Genomic DNA, 17152 nt, shown 5'->3' on the forward strand with positions numbered 1-17152 from the left:
TCAGCCTCAAAGTAATTAATGAAGATAATTTACATGGAACGGGCTTTCTCGTTCCTCTGTCTGTGTAGAAATCCATTGTTCAGTTGTGAATTCATGAAGTGAACGAATTCCTCCGAAGCGGCCAATACCAGAGTCTTTTTCACCACCAAAAGCAATTAGTGGCTCATCATTTACACTTTGATCATTAACATGAACCATACCAGTGACAATTTGCTTGGCAACCTCCACACCACGTTCAACTGTTCCAGCGTGAACTGCACCACTTAATCCATATTGCGTATCATTTGCTATATCAATTGCTTCCTGATCATTCTGTGCCTTGATAATAGTTGCTACTGGACCAAACATTTCATTTTGAGCTGTTGCAACATCATTCGTGCCAGTCAATATATAAGGGTGCATAACATTGCCTTCAGTTTTTCCTTCTAATACAACTGTTGCTCCTTGTGATTTTGCTTTTTCAACATGACTTAAGATATGTTCTATGGACCGTTTGTTAATAAGTGGACCAATCAATGTATCTTTATCCGCTGGATTACCTACTTTAATCTTTTCCGTGAGTGAAACAAATTTCTCGACAAACTTATCATATAGCTTTTCATGAACAACGATTCTATTAAGTGACATACAAATTTGTCCGTTATGCATGAACTTTCCAAAAAGGGCAGAATTAACTGCACGATCCACGTCTGCATCTTCTAGAACAAGTAAAGCATTGTTGCCACCAAGTTCAAGAATTGACTTTTTTATTAAACGACCACAAATCTCACCAATATGGCGACCTACCCCAGTTGAACCAGTGAAAGAAATAACTCTTGGAATAGGATGTTCAATCATTATGTCGCCAACTTCTTTTCGATTTGGAACTACAACACTAAACAAGCCTTTGGGGACGCCGGCCTCTTCCATTATTTTAGCTAGAATAGTTCCTCCGGATACAGGTGTTTGACTGTCCGGTTTTAATACTACTCCATTTCCTGTAGCGAGGGCAGGAGCAACAGATCGTTGGGCTAAGTACATTGGAAAATTAAATGGCCCAATAACGCCAACAACACCTACTGGTTTACGGTAGATTCTATTTTCTTTTCCTGCTACGAGTGAAGGGATGATTTCTCCACCCATTCGTAATGGGAATGATGCTGATTCTTTAGTAATTGCGATGACAAAATCAACTTCAACATTTGCTTTTAGATGTGAAGAACCACTTTCTTTAATTAAGATATCCACCAATTCTTCTCGGTTGGATTCGAACAATTGGACTGCTTTTTCCATGATGGTAGCACGTTCAAAAGGGTTAACCTTCTGCCATTCTATTTGTGCTTTCTTAGCGGTCTCATATGCTTCCTTAATGTCATCTATACTTGCAGTTTTGAATTGACCAATAATCTCTCCGCTATATGGGTTGTCTACCTTAAGTTCTGTATTTCCAGTACCATCTCTCCATTGACCAGAAATGTAGTTTTTTGTTAGCTCGGAATAAGAACCCACATGATCACTCCTTTATTTAACATTTACTCTCGCTTAGCGTACCCATAATTAAAAAACATAGTAGTCTGATTGTTGAATATGAAATGTTTAAGAGTAAGTGATATCTTAAACACTAAAATTTGTGATAAGATAATAGAAAATTAAGAGAAAAGTAAAGGGAAGGTAATAGATGATAAAGAAATCGATTAATGGGGTAACGTTTGTGCTTAAAGAAGAGCATGATTTTTCTTGGTTGGAGAAAATAGGGAAGATATTCTCGGTTTTTGATCAGCAGGATTCCGGTAATATTAGCTTCGGGATTGAAATAAAAGGGGAGAGACGTTTCATAAAATATGCTGGGGCAAAGACTGTTAATTCAGCATTATCACCGGAGAAAGCCATCCGAAATTTAAAAAAATCTGTTCCATTATATATAGATTTAAAGCATAAGAATCTAGTAAATTTATTAGGATATTTTGAAACAGATAATGGATTTACTCTTCTATTTGACTGGTTTGATGGAGAAACATTACATAATCATTGGGTATTTCCACCGCCGTATAAATATGAGCATCCAGATTCTCCTTATTATAAGTTTAAACAATTACCTTTGGAATATCGATTAGATTCTTTGAAAAAGATTTTTGAATTTCATACTCATGTTGAAAAGAATGACTATATTGCAATTGATTTTTATGATGGTAGTATTCTTTATGACTTTCAAAATAATCAAACTAGAATTTGTGATATTGATTTGTACCATAAGAAACCTTATAAAAACAAGATGGGAAGAATGTGGGGTTCTTCACGCTTCATGTCTCCTGAAGAATTCGATCTTCATGCAGAAATAGATGGAAGAACAAATGTATTTAATATGGGGGCAATTGCTTTTAGCTTATTAGGTGGAGAATTGGATCGTTCTTATGAAAAATGGGGAGCTACGATAGCATTATACAAAGTAGCACGACGAGCAGTTGAAATAGATAGAGGCAAACGTTATTCTAGTGTTCAAGAATTTTATGATGAATGGAAAAGTGCAATGGAGCAAGGCTAGAAACCTCACTCCATTTTCTTATTTTACTTGACCATAGGAATTAATCTCAAACAAATCAAGTAAATCAATTTCTTTATGATTATCTTTAAACCAATTCAAAGCAAATTCATTTCGGAAGAGAACAAGGTAGTTATCGTCGCGATCACGAACTAGTAAGTTACGATCATCAAATAAGGACTCCTTCACTTGATCTTTCTTCAACCACCGTGGAATTCGTTCGCCAATTGGCTCGAACAATACATCTACATTGTATTCATTTTCCATCCGATATTTAAATACCTCATATTGAAGTTCACCGACTGCTCCTAAAATATAGGATTCTGTTCGTTTGTCCTTATATAATTGAATCGCACCTTCTTGGACAAGCTGTTCAATACCTTTTTTGAACTGCTTTGATTTCATAACATTCTTAGCCATTACTTTTTTGAAAAGTTCTGGCGGAAATTTAGGTAGTTCATCAAATTCAAAGTCCGCTTTCCCTTCAATCAGTGTATCGCCGATTTGGTAAGCATTGGGATCGTATATACCTATAATATCTCCTGCATAAGCTTCATCAATTGTGTCTCGAGAGGAAGCAACTATTTGTTGTGATTGTGCAAGTTTAAATATTTTTCCGGTACGTGAAAGTTTTACACTCATTCCACGCTCAAACTTTCCAGAGCAAACACGTACAAATGCAATACGGTCTCTATGAGCGGGATTCATATTCGCTTGAATTTTAAAGATAAAACCAGAGAATTCTGAGTCGGATGGGGCAGTAACACCTTCTGTTGTTTTTCTAGCCCCAGGAGTTGGCGCAAGTGTTATAAATGTATCAAAAAAGTCATGAACACCAAATGGTGCTAATGCACTTCCGAAAAATACCGGTGTTTGTTCACCATTTAGAACAGCTTCCATAGAGAACTGGTCACCAGCCTCATCTAACAATTCTAGTTCATCTTTTGCGGCAGTAAACTCTGCTTTGGTCGTCATATCATGATATTCAGAGTTATCCAATTCAGAATAAGGAATATGCGTTTCTTCTTCATTCGTATTAAATTTAATAAATTGTTCATTCGTACGATCAAAGATTCCAAGAAACCTTTTACCCATTCCTGCTGGCCAGTTCATCGGATACGTTTCAATTTCCAAAACTTCTTCAATTTCCTCTAATAATTCAAGAGGCTCTTTCCCTTCACGGTCCAATTTATTGATAAATGTAAAAATTGGAATGCCACGCATACGACACACTTTAAATAACTTAATGGTTTGTGCCTCAATACCTTTTACGGAGTCAATAATCATTACAACGCTATCAACAGCAGTTAATGTTCGATAAGTATCCTCACTAAAATCCTCATGTCCAGGAGTATCAAGAATGTTTACATGGAAATTTTTATAAGGAAAATTCATAACACTGGATGTAACAGAAATACCACGTTGTTTTTCAATTTCCATCCAATCTGAGGTAGCAAATTTACCAGATTTTTTACCTTTTACAGTCCCTGCAGAACGTATTAAATTTCCATAAAGTAATAGTTTTTCTGTCATTGTTGTTTTCCCAGCATCTGGGTGGGATATAATAGCAAACGTCTTCCGTTTAGCTACTTCGTCTTTAATTGTCATACATGATTCCCTTTCCAAAATAAAATTGACAAGATTTTTTTGGTGCCTGGCATCCTTTGGAATCGTACAAATGTTGAAAGGCACTTTCCAATAATACTATATTCGTTTTAATTTTGCATGACCAGAGTAAATGATTTAAGTTTTCAAATAAAACTGATTTATATATTGACATTCGCGCGATACTTCGTTAAACTTTATTCAACAAAGTTGAATGGAACGATACAAATTGAATAAGCTTTAATAAACGATTCTTGTTATTATTTCATATGGTATTATATATTATTTCCGACACGAGTGTAAGCGCACTCTAAGTAAGGTTCTATATCCAATGAACCTAAAGTCAAAGGAGGGGATGATTGTGCGAAAGTGGCCTGGTATTGTTGAATTAAAAGAGGTTGGACCACGTGATGGTTTACAAAATGAGAAACAATTTATTTCAACTGATGATAAAGTGGTCTGGATTGATATGCTTTCAAACACAGGAATAAGAGAAATTGAGTATTCTTCTTTTGTCAACCCGAAATGGATTCCAGCCTTAGCTGACGCAAAAGAAGTAGGGAAGCGAATTAAACGTAATCCAGATGTATCTTATTCTGCGCTTGTTCCTAATATAATAGGCCTTGAAAATGCATTAGAAGCGGGAATTGATGGTGCATCAGTTTTTATGTCGGCAAGTGAAACTCATAACCGAAAAAATATTAATAAATCTATTAATGAAACATATCCAATATTGAAACAGGTCATTACAGAAGCAAAAAAGGAAAGGAAAAAAGTTACTGGTTATGTGTCTACTGTATTTGACTGTCCTTTTGAAGGAAGAATTAATCCGAACCAAGTTATGCGTGTTTTTGATCAATTGATTGCTAATGGTGTTGACGACATTTCACTTGGAGATACGATAGGGTCTGCAGTTCCTTCACAAGTAGAAATGTTACTTGATGAAATCCTTAAACGTTTTCCAAAAGAAAAGATTATCATGCATTTTCATGATACAAGGGGAATGGCAATAGCGAATATTATGACATCACTTCAGTATGGAATTACAAGATTTGATACGTCTATCGGCGGTTTAGGTGGTTGTCCATATGCGCCAGGTGCTGCAGGTAATGTGGCAACCAATGATGTATTATACTTGCTTCATGGTTTAGGTATTCGAACAGGTGTTCAAGATAACAAAATTCAAGAGGCATCCATGTTTATTCAAAATAAATTGGAAAAAAAATTACCTAGCCGTTCGTTGGCTTATATTGAAGGTACTGCATAAGTTTGAAGGAGGTATAATTCGAATAGGAATTATACTTCTTTTTTAATCTATTATTTTTAAATGCTACAGTTCCTATTTGAAACGAACCATGTATTTCTTTATGTTATTAATCAGAACATATAAAAATCTGTTTTCAGAAAGGTAGATACTCAAGTCTTAAAGTATAGTAATCGTAAGACCCTCATCTTGACTATATTCGTAAGACTAATCTATTATATAAGAAATATTGTTCGTCAACATGAGAGGGGAGAAAGACAATTAATCTTGAAACAATTGGGAAGAAAATTAAAGAAATACGTTTGCGAAAAAAACTTACCCAACAACAAGTCGCTGATGAATCTGGTATTTCTAAAAGTATGTTATCTAAGATAGAAAATGGTCAAACAGCATCTGCTGTTGCAACCTTGTCCAAAATAAGTGAGGCGCTTGAGGTTTCTCTCTCGTGGTTATTAGATGACCGAGAAGAACAGGACTTAGTACTATTGCCAAAAGACAATAGAAGAGCAAGAATTGGTGATGAAAACATGGGATATTCCTATGAACTTCTAGCAAATCGATCTTCGTTATCTGGTTTTGAACCCACAATCGTTCACGTTACACCTAAGAACCTAAATTTACGAGAAGAGTATTACACACATTCACAAGATGAATTTATTTTTGTGCTAGAAGGTTCGATATGTCTTTCTTATGATGGAAAAAAGTATTTTATGGAGAAAGGGGATAGTGCCTGTTTTCAAGGTTCCAAACCCCATCTATTTATTCCTGTTGATGAAAATGAAGCAAAGGTACTAACATTTTTTATTGATAATCCATTATAGAAAGCAAAGAAAAAGTCCTAGAGGGCTTTTTTTTGTAGATTGGGAAGTCAACAGTTATAAGAAGTACGTATGCAAGTTTCTCTAGTAGGTGAGGAATTATCATTGGAGTGTAAGCGATTTCGTGGTACAATTAATGACAGAATATAATGAAAATATAGTTTTGAAAGTATACTAAAGTACAGGAGCAATTTATTTAACTAGGAGGGGAAAATGTTGGGAAACACAAAGCATTCTGGTCCTATTAAATTACCAAAAAAGCCTGATCCTAAACTATGGGTTAGTAAAGTTCCATTTGGTTTGGGTAAAGTTAAACCACATCATATTCGGGATACAATGAAGGTCGTATGGGAAAATAAAGATAATATACCTTATGCAACTCGCATTTTAACCCAAGGTGTTTGCGACGGGTGCGCATTAGGTGTATCCGGTTTAAAAGATCAAACGTTAACTGGACCACATGTTTGTACGACTAGACTTAATGTGTTACGTCTAAATACAATGGGTGCTATTAAAGAAAGCATATTACACTCTGATATTGACCACCTACGTAAGATGAATAGCACAGAGCTTCGCAAATTAGGTAGAGTACCATATCCATTAATTAGAAAACCAGGAGATCGCAAGTTTAGTAGAATTTCTTGGGATGTTGCAATGGATGTGATTGCAGAAAAGATAAAAAAAATTGATCCAAAGCAAGCAGCATTTTACACAACTTCTCGAGGAATAACAAATGAAGTTTATTATACACTAGCAAAAGTTTCCCGTTTCCTTGGAATCAATAATGTCGATAATGCTTCGAGAATCTGTCATTCCCCATCTAAGACTGCATTGAGCCGGTCCATTGGTGTAGGGGCTTCTACATGTAATTATAAGGATTGGATTGGGACGGATGTCTTAGTATTTTGGGGGTCGGTCGCAGCAAATAATCAACCTGTTTCAACGAAGTATATGTATGCAGCAAAACGAAAAGGAACGAAGATTATTATTATTAATCCATATCATGAGCCTGCAATGGATAAGTATTGGGTACCTTCTATTGCAGAATCGGCATTATTCGGAACAAAAATCGCTGATGATTTTTATCAAGTAAATATCGGTGGCGATATTGCCTTTATGCATGGGATTATGAAGCATTGGTTTGAAATGGAAGAGAAGAGTCCGGGTTCAGCACTTAATCTTGAATTTATAGATGCCCATGTAAACGGTCTAGATGAATTACGAGAAAAGGTAATGTCCTACCAATGGAATCAATTAGAGAAATCATCCGGTATTTCTAAGGAGCGTATGCATGAATTGGCTGAGTTATTGGCTAAATCTAGTTCGGCAGTGTTTGTTTGGTCAATGGGACTAACACAGCATCGCTTTGGAACGGATAATATATCACAAGTAGCGAATTTAGCGCTACTAAGAGGATTTCTTGGAAAAGAATATTGTGGCTTGATGCCAATCCGTGGGCATTCTGGAGTTCAAGGTTCAGCTGAAATGGGGGCGGATCCGTTCTCCTTACCAGGTGGTGGACTGGATGAGAACAATCGTAAGCGTTTGGAAGCAATCTGGGGTTTCGAAATTCCTGAATGGCAAGGTGATATTGTAGGAGTATCACTAGAAAATTCACTTTTACCAGCAGAACACGAACGAAAATTGAAACTATATTATATGTCAGGTGGTAATTTCCTAGAAACCATGCCTGATCCTAATTTTGTTGCGGAAAGTATGGAGAATATCGACATACGTGTGCATCAGGATATTATCTTAAATACTTCTACCCTATTAGATGCAAAGGAAGCAGTTCTTGTGCTGCCAGCGATGACGAGATATGAACAACCTGGTGGAGGAACCTCTACCTCAACGGAAAGAATGGTATATTTCTCACCAGAAATCAAGGGCCCTAGAGTAGGAGAAGCAAGAACAGAGTGGGAAATATATGTTGATTTGGCTAAACGAGTAAAACCAGAACATAAAGACTTAATAGACTTCAAGGATGCTTATGAAATCCGTAAAGAAATAGCCAAGACTGCACCAAACTACGATGGAATTCAGAACCTGAAAAATAAAGGTGATTTATTTCAATGGGGTGGAGCATGGCTGTGTGAGGATGGGATTTGCAATACGACAGACGGGAAGGGTAATCTCATAGCTGTAGAAATTCCAGAACTCCGTAAGCCAGAAGGACATTTCTATGTAACTACTAGACGAGGTAAGCAGTTTAATTCAATGATTTATGATGAAAAGGACCCATTCAATGCAGCAGATCGGTATGACCTCCTGTTAAATGAAGTAGACGCGAAGGAATTAAATATTAAAGAAGGTGATGCTATTGTTGCCTTTAATCAGTACGGAACATTTACAGGTCGTGCCAAATTTGTACCAGTTAAGACTGGAAATGTCGAAGTCCACTGGCCTGAAGGAAATTCGCTCATTCCAAAAGGGGTTTATGAAGATTATGCAGGAATTCCTGAATATAACACAGCAGTTATTGTGGAAAAAGCAGAAACATATTATGCCCATAAGGATACTAAGTATGTAGAAAAACGTGTGGAAGAGCTCGAAGTAGAACCACACTAGAGGGTGAGACTATGAACGATGTGAAACAAGAACCTTTTGACATCATCCGTTTTCATGGAAAGAATGCAATAAGAGTGGAAGAGGAAATTGTCGAAGAATTTCCACTTACCATTATTTTAAACGGGGAAGAATTTGCTACTATTATTTGTTCTCCGTCCAATCTTGAAGAACTTGTGATAGGTTTTCTTGCTGCTGAAGGAATCATTCGATTTTATGAAGAAATTAAAAACATGTCGATTGATGAAAATATGGGTTTTGCATATGTGGAGTTATACCGAGAAATAAATAAGGAGAATATAGATCATTCCAAACGTTTTATTGGATCCTGTTGTGGGAAAAGCAGACAATTTTATTTTAAAAGTGATGTTAAAACAGCTAAAACGGTTACAAGTAAGTTTCTGATTTCTGTGGAACAATGCTATAATTTAATGCAGGAACTACAAATACGTTCAGATCAGTTTAGAAGAACTGGTGGCGTGCACAATGCAGCACTGGCAACGATAGATGGGTTAGTTGAAGTCCGAACTGATATCGGTAGACATAATGCATTGGATAAAGTCTACGGGACGGTATTACAACAAAAAATCCCGCTAAAGGATAAGCTAATAGTATTTAGTGGACGTATTTCATCAGAAGTATTATTAAAAATATCCAAAATCGGTGTTGGTATTTTACTTTCCAAGTCTGCACCGACAGACTTAGCTCTAAACTTAGCAAATGACCTGGGAATTACAGTTATTGGTTTTGCTAGAGAAAATAAAATGAATATCTATACGCATCCGTATCGGATTATCGAAACTAATTTGGATTCATGTATGAATTAATTTGCTTATTAGGAGCTGTATTTGGTGATGAAATACAGCTCCTAATCATAGGTTAGTAGTTAAGTTATTTAATAAGGAGGCTTTCAGCATGAACGTAACAGATAAATTTGGTCGGCCCTTACAGGATTTACGGATTTCTGTAACTGATCGCTGTAATTTCCGTTGTACATATTGTATGCCTAAAGAAATATTTGGTCGTGATTATCCATTTTTACCAAAAGCTCACTTGCTAACATTTGAAGAGATTGAGAGACTTGCCAAAGCTTTTGTTAAATTAGGGGTGAAAAAGATTCGATTAACTGGCGGAGAACCATTGTTACGAAGAAACTTGCCTGAGTTGATTGAGAAGTTATCTGTTATTGATGGTTTAGAAGATATCGGATTGACTACAAACGCCACTTTATTAGAGAAAATGGCTGAGGATATAAAAGCGGCAGGATTAAAGCGAATTAATGTTAGTTTGGATGCATTGGATAAAGAATTATTCCAATCTATAAATGATAGTGGAATTAGTACGGAAAGAGTTCTTAAAGGCATTGATAAAGCATTAGAAGTTGGATTAAAAGTAAAAGTAAACATGGTTGTTAAAAAAGGAATGAATGAGCACGAAGTTATTCCGATGGCTCACTTTTTCAAGGATAAAGGAGTTACACTACGTTTTATCGAATTTATGGATGTGGGAAAAACAAATGGCTGGGATTTTAGTAAGGTGGTAACCAAAAAGCAAATTTTCAATGAATTATCTGAGCATTTTGAATTAGAACCAGTTGACCCCGATCATTTTGGAGAAGTCGCAAAGCGCTACCGTTATAAAGGAACAGATACGGAGGTTGGTTTTATTACCTCTGTTTCAGAGTCATTTTGTTCTACTTGTACAAGGGCACGAATTGCAGCTGATGGTAAACTTTATACATGTCTTTTTGCTGCAAAAGGCTTTGACTTTAAAGAACTTCTTCGCTCTGGAATGAACGATGCTGAAGTAGAACAGCAAATTATTGGCATTTGGAACAAAAGAAATGATCGTTACTCCGATGAAAGAACAGAAGAATCTGTAAAGAATAGAGACAGAATTGAAATGTCTTATATAGGTGGCTAATAGACTTCTTGATTGAGAGGGAACAATAATGAAAGATAGATACTCCAGACAGTCCTTGTTTAAATCAATTGGGGAATGCGGACAGGAAAAGATTAGACAAAAACACGTGCTGATTATTGGTTGTGGTGCATTAGGAACAGCTAATGCTGAAAGTCTGGTGAGGGCAGGGATTGGCAAACTAACCATTGTCGATCGTGATTATGTAGAAGCTAGTAATCTACAAAGACAACAGCTTTTTACCGAACAAGATTGTATTGAACAAATACCGAAAGCAATTGCAGCAAAAGAACATTTACTAAAGATAAATTCATCTGTAGACATTAAAAGCTATGTAATGGATGGAACAAGTACTAATTTAATACCTCTCTTACAAGGTGTAGATTTAGTAATAGATGCAACCGATAATTTTGACATTCGATTTATTATGAATGATTTAATCCATCAATATAATGTGCCATGGATTTTCGGATCATGTGTAGGTAGCACAGGAATGAGTTACACTATCTTACCTGGTAAAAGTCCATGTTTACAATGCATACTAGATGCAACACCAGTAAGTGGTGCAACCTGTGACTCAGTAGGGATCATAGCCCCCACCGTACAAATGGTTGTTGCCCATCAGCAGGCTGAAGCACTAAAGATATTGGTAGAGGATTTTGTAGCTTTACGGACAAAATTAGTTACTTTTGATTTATGGAATAATCTCTATCATACCATTAATATGGAGCGTTCAAAAAAGGGTACATGTCCAACCTGTGGAGAAAATCCAGTATACCCAAAGCTTACATATGAAGCACAGACAAAAATGGAAGTATTATGTGGGAGAAATACCGTGCAGGTAAGAGCGAAGAGAGAAGTTCACCTAGAAGAATTAGCAAAGCGTCTTAGAACCATTGGAATTGTTAATCAAAATGAATTTTTACTATCGCTAAATTATGAGGATTATCGTATTGTAATTTTTCGTGATGGCCGGGTCCTTATTCATGGAACCGATTCTACTGAAAAAGCCAGAAATATATATTATCAACTAGTAGGATAGGAGGGAACAATATGGTTGAAAGAAGAAAACCTATCAAAGTAATAGAGGCAATAGAACGGGTAATGAATTATAAAAAAGGTGGGAGTCTTCAATTTGTTTCGATTGAAGACTCCTATGGGCATTTTCTTGGATCTGACTTAATTGCTGACCATGATGTGCCTTTTTTTGACCGCTCTCCATATGATGGTTTTGCTGTTCGTGCTAAAGATACAGAGGAAGCTTCAAGAAATAATCCAATTGCATTTGAAGTAATTGGGGAGATAGGGGCAGGTAGCGTTTTTGAAGATCATGTAGGAGAGAGGCAAGCGGTAAGGATTATGACTGGTGCTCAGATACCTGATTCTTGTGACGCGGTAGTTATGCTCGAATTAGCAAATGAATTGGAAGTAGAAGGAAAACCTTACTTCGAATTGAAGCGGAGTTCAAAAATTGGGGAAAACATATCCTTCACCGGAGAAGATACCAAAAATGGAACCGTTCTAGCTTCGAAAGGTACATATATAAATCCAGGAATTGTTGCACTACTAGCTACTTTTGGTTATAAAAGAGTTCCTGTTAGTAGAAAACCAAAAGTAGGAATAATTGCTACGGGTAGTGAATTATTAGAGGTAGATCAGCCACTTGAACCGGGAAAAATACGTAACAGTAATGCTTATATGGTATATGCTCAGGTGGAACGTGCTGGTGGTGAATCTATTTATTTAGGTCAGTTTAGCGATGATTTTGAAACATGCTTTAATCAGGTATCAGAAGCTATAGGAAAAGTTGATATCCTGATTACGACTGGTGGGGTATCAGTAGGAGACTATGATTATCTACCATCCATTTATGAAAAATTAGGTGCAAATGTTTTATTTAATAAGATTGCGATGCGTCCAGGTAGTGTAACAACAGTCGCAGAGTTAAATGGCGGACTTTTATTCGGTTTATCGGGTAATCCTTCAGCATGTTATGTCGGATTTGAACTTTATACTAGACCGATTATCCGTGAGTTTTTACATACTAAGACACCATTCTTGAAAAAAGAAATTGCTATTTTGGGATCTGATTTTAAAAAGGCAAACCCTTTTGATCGTTTTGTTAGGGGGCATTTAGGATTTGATAATGGAAGATTAGTAGCAAACCCAGTAGGTCTGGATAAATCGAATGTCGTTTCTTCACTTGGTCAAGCAGATATTTTAATCCAACTACCAGGAGGAACTAGGGGATATGAAGCAGGAATGGATGTTACGGTTATATTACTAGAAGATCAAGAAGGTTCTACCTTTGAAGCCTTTATACAAAAGGATCTTAATACAAGAAGGAGTATTCGCAATGGATAAAGTCATGTTCGATATTGTTGATGAGCCTATTCAGGTAGGAGAATTGATTGAAAAGGTAACGAGAAGAGAAGCTGGTGCTATAACCACCTTTCTCGGAACGGTCAGGGAATGGACAAAGGGTAGAAGAACGCTTTATTTAGAATACCAAGCTTATAAACCGATGGCAGTAAAGATGTTAGAACAAATTGGAAAAGAGATAAAAGAGAAATGGGAAAATACAGAAGTGGCCATCACTCATCGAGTTGGCCGACTTGATTTATCAGAGGTGGCTGTCGCAATTGTTGTTTCGTCACCACACCGGAAAGCTGCATATGAAGCAAATGAATATGCGATAGAACGAATTAAACAGATTGTTCCAATATGGAAAAAAGAACATTGGGAAGACGGGGAAACTTGGATTGGAGATCAGCTTGAACAGGTTCCATACCCAGACGGGGAACCAACCAAAATCGGGAAGGGGGATATGTCATGATTACGGTGTTACTTTTTGCGCAACTTCAAGATTCGATAGGTAAGGAGCAGATTGAAATGGAGGCTTCTAATATATCCATTTCGGAATTAAAAGAGAGGCTAAAATCAACATACAATCTACCTCAAATTGACCATGTCATGATCTCTGTAAATGAAGAATATGCTTTACCAGGTGACATGCTTTCAAGTGGTGATGTTGTAGCTCTCATTCCACCTGTTAGTGGGGGATAAGGATGAAGGTTTTGCAAATTGTAGGGTTTAAAAATAGTGGAAAAACAACTATCTCTAAGGAAGTAATCCATTATTTTTCACGTAAAGGTGTTCAGGTAGGATCTCTAAAAAATCATGGCCATGGTGGGATACCGGCAGGAATTGAAAGCACAGACAGTGAACAACACCGAGATGCAGGTTCAACAGTTGCTGGTGTATTAGGCGAAAATGTATTTCAGTTAACTCATGGAAGTAAGTGGGAGATTTCAGACATGCTCGAAATCTACAAGAAATTAAGTATTGAATTATTAGTAATGGAAGGATTTAAGGAACTAGATTTTCCAAAGCTAGTTCTTCTTCGGAATCAGGATGACTTGTCGTTGTTAACGAGTCTTAAAAATATTATTGGAATTATAAAGTCTAATGACCTACATATAGAGGATTTTGATATACCGGTTTTTGACAATGACAATCCAGAAGTTATTTGTCAATGGGTTTATCATCATTATTTGGAGGGGATGTAGATTGAAATATGCAATTGCTGGAATCGTACTGGCTGGTGGCCAGTCACGGCGATTTGGTTCTCCTAAGGCTTTTGCACTAAAGAACGGGGTTCCATTTTATCAATATCCCATCAAAGCAATGAATCCTTTAGTAGAGTCAATTGTACTTGTTTCGAACAATGATTTACTAGATGAATTTAAGTTAAGTGAACCCAATCTCAAACTTATTACTGATAAACCGGAATATGCCGGATTAGGCCCCCTTGCAGGTATTTATTCGGGGATGGACTCCGTGGAAGCGGAATGGTATCTTGTATCCCCTGTTGATGTGCCCTTTATAGAAGAATCGATATATAAAACGTTAATAGAGAATATAGGAGTTTCAAAAGAGGCTATCGTTCCGCTTGTAAAAGGAAGGATACAGCCACTTATATCTATTTTTCATCGATCGATGAAGGATAAAATTAAAGAACAACTAGCTCATCATGAACTTTCTCCAAAGCAATTATTTATAAAAAGTGAGATTACATTTATTGAGATTGAAAATGAAAAACCATTTCGAAATATTAATTTTCAGGATGACCTACTGAAGTATGAACAGAGGTTGGACAACTAGGGGGGAGAACATGTTAGAGAATCATCGTCAGCATGCTAAACATTCCGTAAAATGTGCAGTTATTACAGTAAGTGACACAAGAACAAAGGAAACAGATAAAAGTGGAAAATTGATGATGGAGTTTCTTGAGAAAGAGGGTCATGAGATTCGTCAATATGAGATTATTCCTGATGAAAAAATAATTATTCAGGAGACTGTGAAAGGAATGGCTGCAAATAGTGATGTGGAAGCAGTTCTTATAAATGGAGGTACTGGGATTTCCTATCGTGATGTGACGATTGAAGCGGTACAGCCATTGTTTTCTAAGGAGATTCCTGGGTTTGGTGAATTATTCCGGATGTTAAGCTATCAGCTGGATATTGGTTCAGCTAGTATGTTATCCCGTGCTACTAGTGGGGTTGTTAATAATCGGATAGTTTTTTCAACTCCAGGTTCACGAGGAGCTGTAAAACTGGCGATGGAGAAACTGATTTTACCAGAGCTTGGACATGCAGTTAGAGAAATAACGAAGGATTTGGAGTAATATTATTTTTATTAAATGCGCAGCAACAGGTTCCATGGTTTCTTGATCAGGGTGGATGGGCTTGTTTGTTAGGGCTCATGCTTTTCTGATTCTGTCGCTTGTTCTGTTTAAGCGGGCTCGTATTTTCCCGATTCTGGCTCATGTACTGTTAGTAGGATTATGAGTAAGTTAATCTCGCTCGAGTTATTTCATTTTCATTCGTATTCATGCAAGGAACTCTAAAAGATGCACGAAGGTAGTTGATGTGGCATGAAAATTCAACAGGTTCGCACAATTAGCAGCTTAGTTGTTGCGAGAATAGGGATAACCAGCACGACTTGACTAGATCTCACAAATTCATTTACCTCAATATAGGAACTCCATATATTTTTATGGGAAACCTATGTACTTCATTTAATAAATGATTTTAAATTACTGCACATTTTCCGTCAATTTGCAATTGAATGGAAAAGTGAAAAAACTCCAACCGAATGAAGTTTTACTTTTTAATTTCGTTTATAATCCCCGCTTTTTCCGCCACTTTTTTCTAATAAATAGGTAGATCCAATCATCATACTTTTATCGACTGCTTTACACATATCGTAAATCGTTAATGCTGTTATTGATGCTGCAGTTAATGCTTCCATCTCCACACCAGTACTCCCAACTGTTTTTACTTCAGTCTGTATCGATAGTTTGATGTTATCCTGTAATTCCTTCCAATCGAAAGTAATATTTATCCCACTAATTGGAATTGGATGGCACATTGGAATCAGTGAAGATGTTTGTTTAGCTGCCATAATTCCAGCAACCTGGGCAACAGAAAGTACATCGCCCTTTTTTATTTTTTGATTTTGAATAGCATCGTAAACTTGATAGCTCATTTGTACACTTGACATAGCAATAGCTGTTCGAGTAGTAGCTTCTTTATTTGAGATATCGACCATTTTAGCTCGGCCATCCTCATTAAAATGCGTTAAAATAATTATCTCCCCCTCAGTAATATCTATTACATTCATCTTATTGTAGGAAGTTGAAAAAGACAAGTTATCTTGAAACGAAAGGGTTACCTGTAACCCAATAACGATAAGGATAGTCCTTTGCTTCTCCTGAATTATCAATTCCTATTCTTGTACCTTGCTCTATTTCGGGTGGTTTCTTTCCTTCAGCAATAAATAAAGAAGAGTTATAGAAAGCTTTTCCATAGTCATCCATTGTTATGCCCAGAGCTTTTGTAAGTTTTCCCGGACCACTAGTAAGGTTCTTTATGTTAGAAACTGGTCTTCTTTTTAACATTAATTCAATTCCACTTAAAGGCTCTACTGCTCGAATTAAAACAGCTTCTGGTGTCTCCTCTGGACCTGCGACTACATTGACTAAACAATGGGTATGCATTTGGTAGGTGTAAACTATACCGGGTTCATGAAACATGATTTCGGTCCGCTTTGTTCGTCTATTTTGAAAGCTATGTGCTGCTTGGTCCATGGCTCCAAGATATGCTTCTGTTTCAACAATAATTCCTGATGCGATACCTTCGTCAGTTACCTTTACTAAAATACAGCCTAACAGTTCTCTTGCAAGCGTTAAAGTTGGTCTAGTGTAGAATATTTTTGGTAGTGGTGTCAACGCATTGTCCATAATGATTTTCCTTCCTACTAATATTATAATTAGGGTACTATTCTTCCCTTGTAAATAAAAAGAATATCCATGACTTTGGATAAAATAATAGAAGAGCTTGAATTAAGGATTTGCAGTAATACTGAAAAAATGAAACTATTTTCATTGTACATCGTAAT

17 protein-coding genes are annotated in these 17152 nt (G+C 36.6%); 13 read left to right on the forward strand and 4 right to left on the reverse strand.

The genetic code is table 11. The features are described from left to right. Positions 1–15: 15 nt before the first annotated feature. Positions 16–1488 (reverse strand): aldehyde dehydrogenase family protein, encoded by a 1473-nt coding sequence (locus K332_RS0101790; RefSeq protein ID WP_026905883.1) that lies wholly within the window; start codon positions 1486–1488, stop codon positions 16–18. A gap of 169 nt (positions 1489–1657) precedes the next feature. Between K332_RS0101790 and K332_RS0101795 the strand changes: the two genes are divergently transcribed. Beyond that, the gene (locus K332_RS0101795) at positions 1658–2521 is read left to right on the forward strand and encodes a protein kinase domain-containing protein (protein ID WP_026905884.1); all 864 of its coding nucleotides are present in this window, start codon (positions 1658–1660) and stop codon (positions 2519–2521) included. A gap of 18 nt (positions 2522–2539) precedes the next feature. Here K332_RS0101795 and K332_RS0101800 read toward each other — a convergent pair whose 3' ends face one another. Next, a complete protein-coding gene (locus tag K332_RS0101800) occupies positions 2540–4126 on the reverse strand; it encodes a peptide chain release factor 3 (protein WP_026905885.1) in 1587 nt (528 codons plus the stop codon). Positions 4127–4484: 358 nt separating this feature from the next. Here K332_RS0101800 and K332_RS0101805 point away from each other — a divergent pair, with 358 nt between their 5' ends. The 12 genes from K332_RS0101805 to K332_RS0101860 all read left to right on the forward strand — a co-directional run bounded on the left by K332_RS0101805 (position 4485) and on the right by K332_RS0101860 (position 15377). Further along, entirely contained in the window at positions 4485–5390 is a 906-nt protein-coding gene (locus tag K332_RS0101805) for a hydroxymethylglutaryl-CoA lyase (protein WP_026905886.1), read from the forward strand. Between the two features lie 284 nt (positions 5391–5674). Continuing rightward, the gene (locus K332_RS0101810; protein ID WP_281170887.1) at positions 5675–6208 is read left to right on the forward strand and encodes a helix-turn-helix domain-containing protein; all 534 of its coding nucleotides are present in this window, start codon (positions 5675–5677) and stop codon (positions 6206–6208) included. Positions 6209–6421: 213 nt separating this feature from the next. Continuing rightward, positions 6422–8773, forward strand: coding sequence for an FdhF/YdeP family oxidoreductase (locus K332_RS0101815; RefSeq protein ID WP_026905888.1), 2352 nt, complete (start codon positions 6422–6424; stop codon positions 8771–8773). Between the two features lie 11 nt (positions 8774–8784). Then, positions 8785–9597: a formate dehydrogenase accessory sulfurtransferase FdhD gene (gene fdhD / locus K332_RS0101820; protein ID WP_026905889.1), complete on the forward strand. Its 813-nt coding sequence runs from the start codon at positions 8785–8787 to the stop codon at positions 9595–9597. A gap of 88 nt (positions 9598–9685) precedes the next feature. After that, the gene (gene moaA, locus K332_RS0101825) at positions 9686–10693 is read left to right on the forward strand and encodes a GTP 3',8-cyclase MoaA (protein ID WP_026905890.1); all 1008 of its coding nucleotides are present in this window, start codon (positions 9686–9688) and stop codon (positions 10691–10693) included. A gap of 28 nt (positions 10694–10721) precedes the next feature. Next, complete coding sequence (locus K332_RS0101830; protein WP_026905891.1) at positions 10722–11732, forward strand: MoeB/ThiF family adenylyltransferase; 1011 nt, start codon at positions 10722–10724, stop codon at positions 11730–11732. Positions 11733–11743: 11 nt separating this feature from the next. Beyond that, positions 11744–13054, forward strand: coding sequence for a molybdopterin molybdotransferase MoeA (locus K332_RS0101835; RefSeq protein ID WP_026905892.1), 1311 nt, complete (start codon positions 11744–11746; stop codon positions 13052–13054). Continuing rightward, positions 13047–13526, forward strand: coding sequence for a molybdenum cofactor biosynthesis protein MoaE (locus tag K332_RS0101840; RefSeq protein WP_026905893.1), 480 nt, complete (start codon positions 13047–13049; stop codon positions 13524–13526). The genes K332_RS0101835 and K332_RS0101840 overlap by 8 nt, the downstream gene beginning before the upstream one ends. Further along, a complete protein-coding gene (locus tag K332_RS0101845) occupies positions 13523–13756 on the forward strand; it encodes a MoaD/ThiS family protein (protein ID WP_026905894.1) in 234 nt (77 codons plus the stop codon). The genes K332_RS0101840 and K332_RS0101845 overlap by 4 nt, the downstream gene beginning before the upstream one ends. A gap of 2 nt (positions 13757–13758) precedes the next feature. Next, on the forward strand, positions 13759–14259 hold the full coding sequence (mobB, locus tag K332_RS21820; RefSeq protein ID WP_051359313.1) for a molybdopterin-guanine dinucleotide biosynthesis protein B: 501 nt from the start codon (positions 13759–13761) through the stop codon (positions 14257–14259). Position 14260: 1 nt separating this feature from the next. Further along, a complete protein-coding gene (gene mobA, locus K332_RS0101855; protein ID WP_026905895.1) occupies positions 14261–14854 on the forward strand; it encodes a molybdenum cofactor guanylyltransferase in 594 nt (197 codons plus the stop codon). Positions 14855–14864: 10 nt separating this feature from the next. Continuing rightward, a complete protein-coding gene (locus K332_RS0101860) occupies positions 14865–15377 on the forward strand; it encodes a MogA/MoaB family molybdenum cofactor biosynthesis protein (RefSeq protein ID WP_026905896.1) in 513 nt (170 codons plus the stop codon). A gap of 485 nt (positions 15378–15862) precedes the next feature. Here K332_RS0101860 and moaC read toward each other — a convergent pair whose 3' ends face one another. Together moaC and K332_RS0101870 are read right to left on the reverse strand one after the other, a co-directional pair. Continuing rightward, positions 15863–16345: a cyclic pyranopterin monophosphate synthase MoaC gene (gene moaC / locus K332_RS0101865; RefSeq protein ID WP_036687964.1), complete on the reverse strand. Its 483-nt coding sequence runs from the start codon at positions 16343–16345 to the stop codon at positions 15863–15865. Between the two features lie 58 nt (positions 16346–16403). Further along, on the reverse strand, positions 16404–16994 hold the full coding sequence (locus K332_RS0101870; RefSeq protein ID WP_036687831.1) for a DNA-3-methyladenine glycosylase: 591 nt from the start codon (positions 16992–16994) through the stop codon (positions 16404–16406). Between the last annotated feature and the right edge of the window lie 158 nt (positions 16995–17152).

The sequence above is a fragment of the Paucisalibacillus globulus DSM 18846 genome (assembly GCF_000482485.1).
Taxonomy (GTDB): Bacteria; Bacillota; Bacilli; order Bacillales; family Amphibacillaceae; genus Ornithinibacillus; species Ornithinibacillus globulus.

Coding starts and splice junctions, on each gene's coding strand:
- K332_RS0101870 (WP_036687831.1), bottom strand. CDS start 16,994: ATGGACAATGCGTTGACACCACTACCAAAAATATTCTACACTAGACCA.
- moaA (WP_026905890.1), top strand. CDS start 9,686: ATGAACGTAACAGATAAATTTGGTCGGCCCTTACAGGATTTACGGATT.
- K332_RS0101845 (WP_026905894.1), top strand. CDS start 13,523: ATGATTACGGTGTTACTTTTTGCGCAACTTCAAGATTCGATAGGTAAG.
- K332_RS0101860 (WP_026905896.1), top strand. CDS start 14,865: ATGTTAGAGAATCATCGTCAGCATGCTAAACATTCCGTAAAATGTGCA.
- K332_RS0101795 (WP_026905884.1), top strand. CDS start 1,658: ATGATAAAGAAATCGATTAATGGGGTAACGTTTGTGCTTAAAGAAGAG.
- mobB (WP_051359313.1), top strand. CDS start 13,759: ATGAAGGTTTTGCAAATTGTAGGGTTTAAAAATAGTGGAAAAACAACT.
- K332_RS0101835 (WP_026905892.1), top strand. CDS start 11,744: ATGGTTGAAAGAAGAAAACCTATCAAAGTAATAGAGGCAATAGAACGG.
- K332_RS0101800 (WP_026905885.1), bottom strand. CDS start 4,126: ATGACAATTAAAGACGAAGTAGCTAAACGGAAGACGTTTGCTATTATA.
- K332_RS0101840 (WP_026905893.1), top strand. CDS start 13,047: ATGGATAAAGTCATGTTCGATATTGTTGATGAGCCTATTCAGGTAGGA.
- fdhD (WP_026905889.1), top strand. CDS start 8,785: ATGAACGATGTGAAACAAGAACCTTTTGACATCATCCGTTTTCATGGA.
- K332_RS0101830 (WP_026905891.1), top strand. CDS start 10,722: ATGAAAGATAGATACTCCAGACAGTCCTTGTTTAAATCAATTGGGGAA.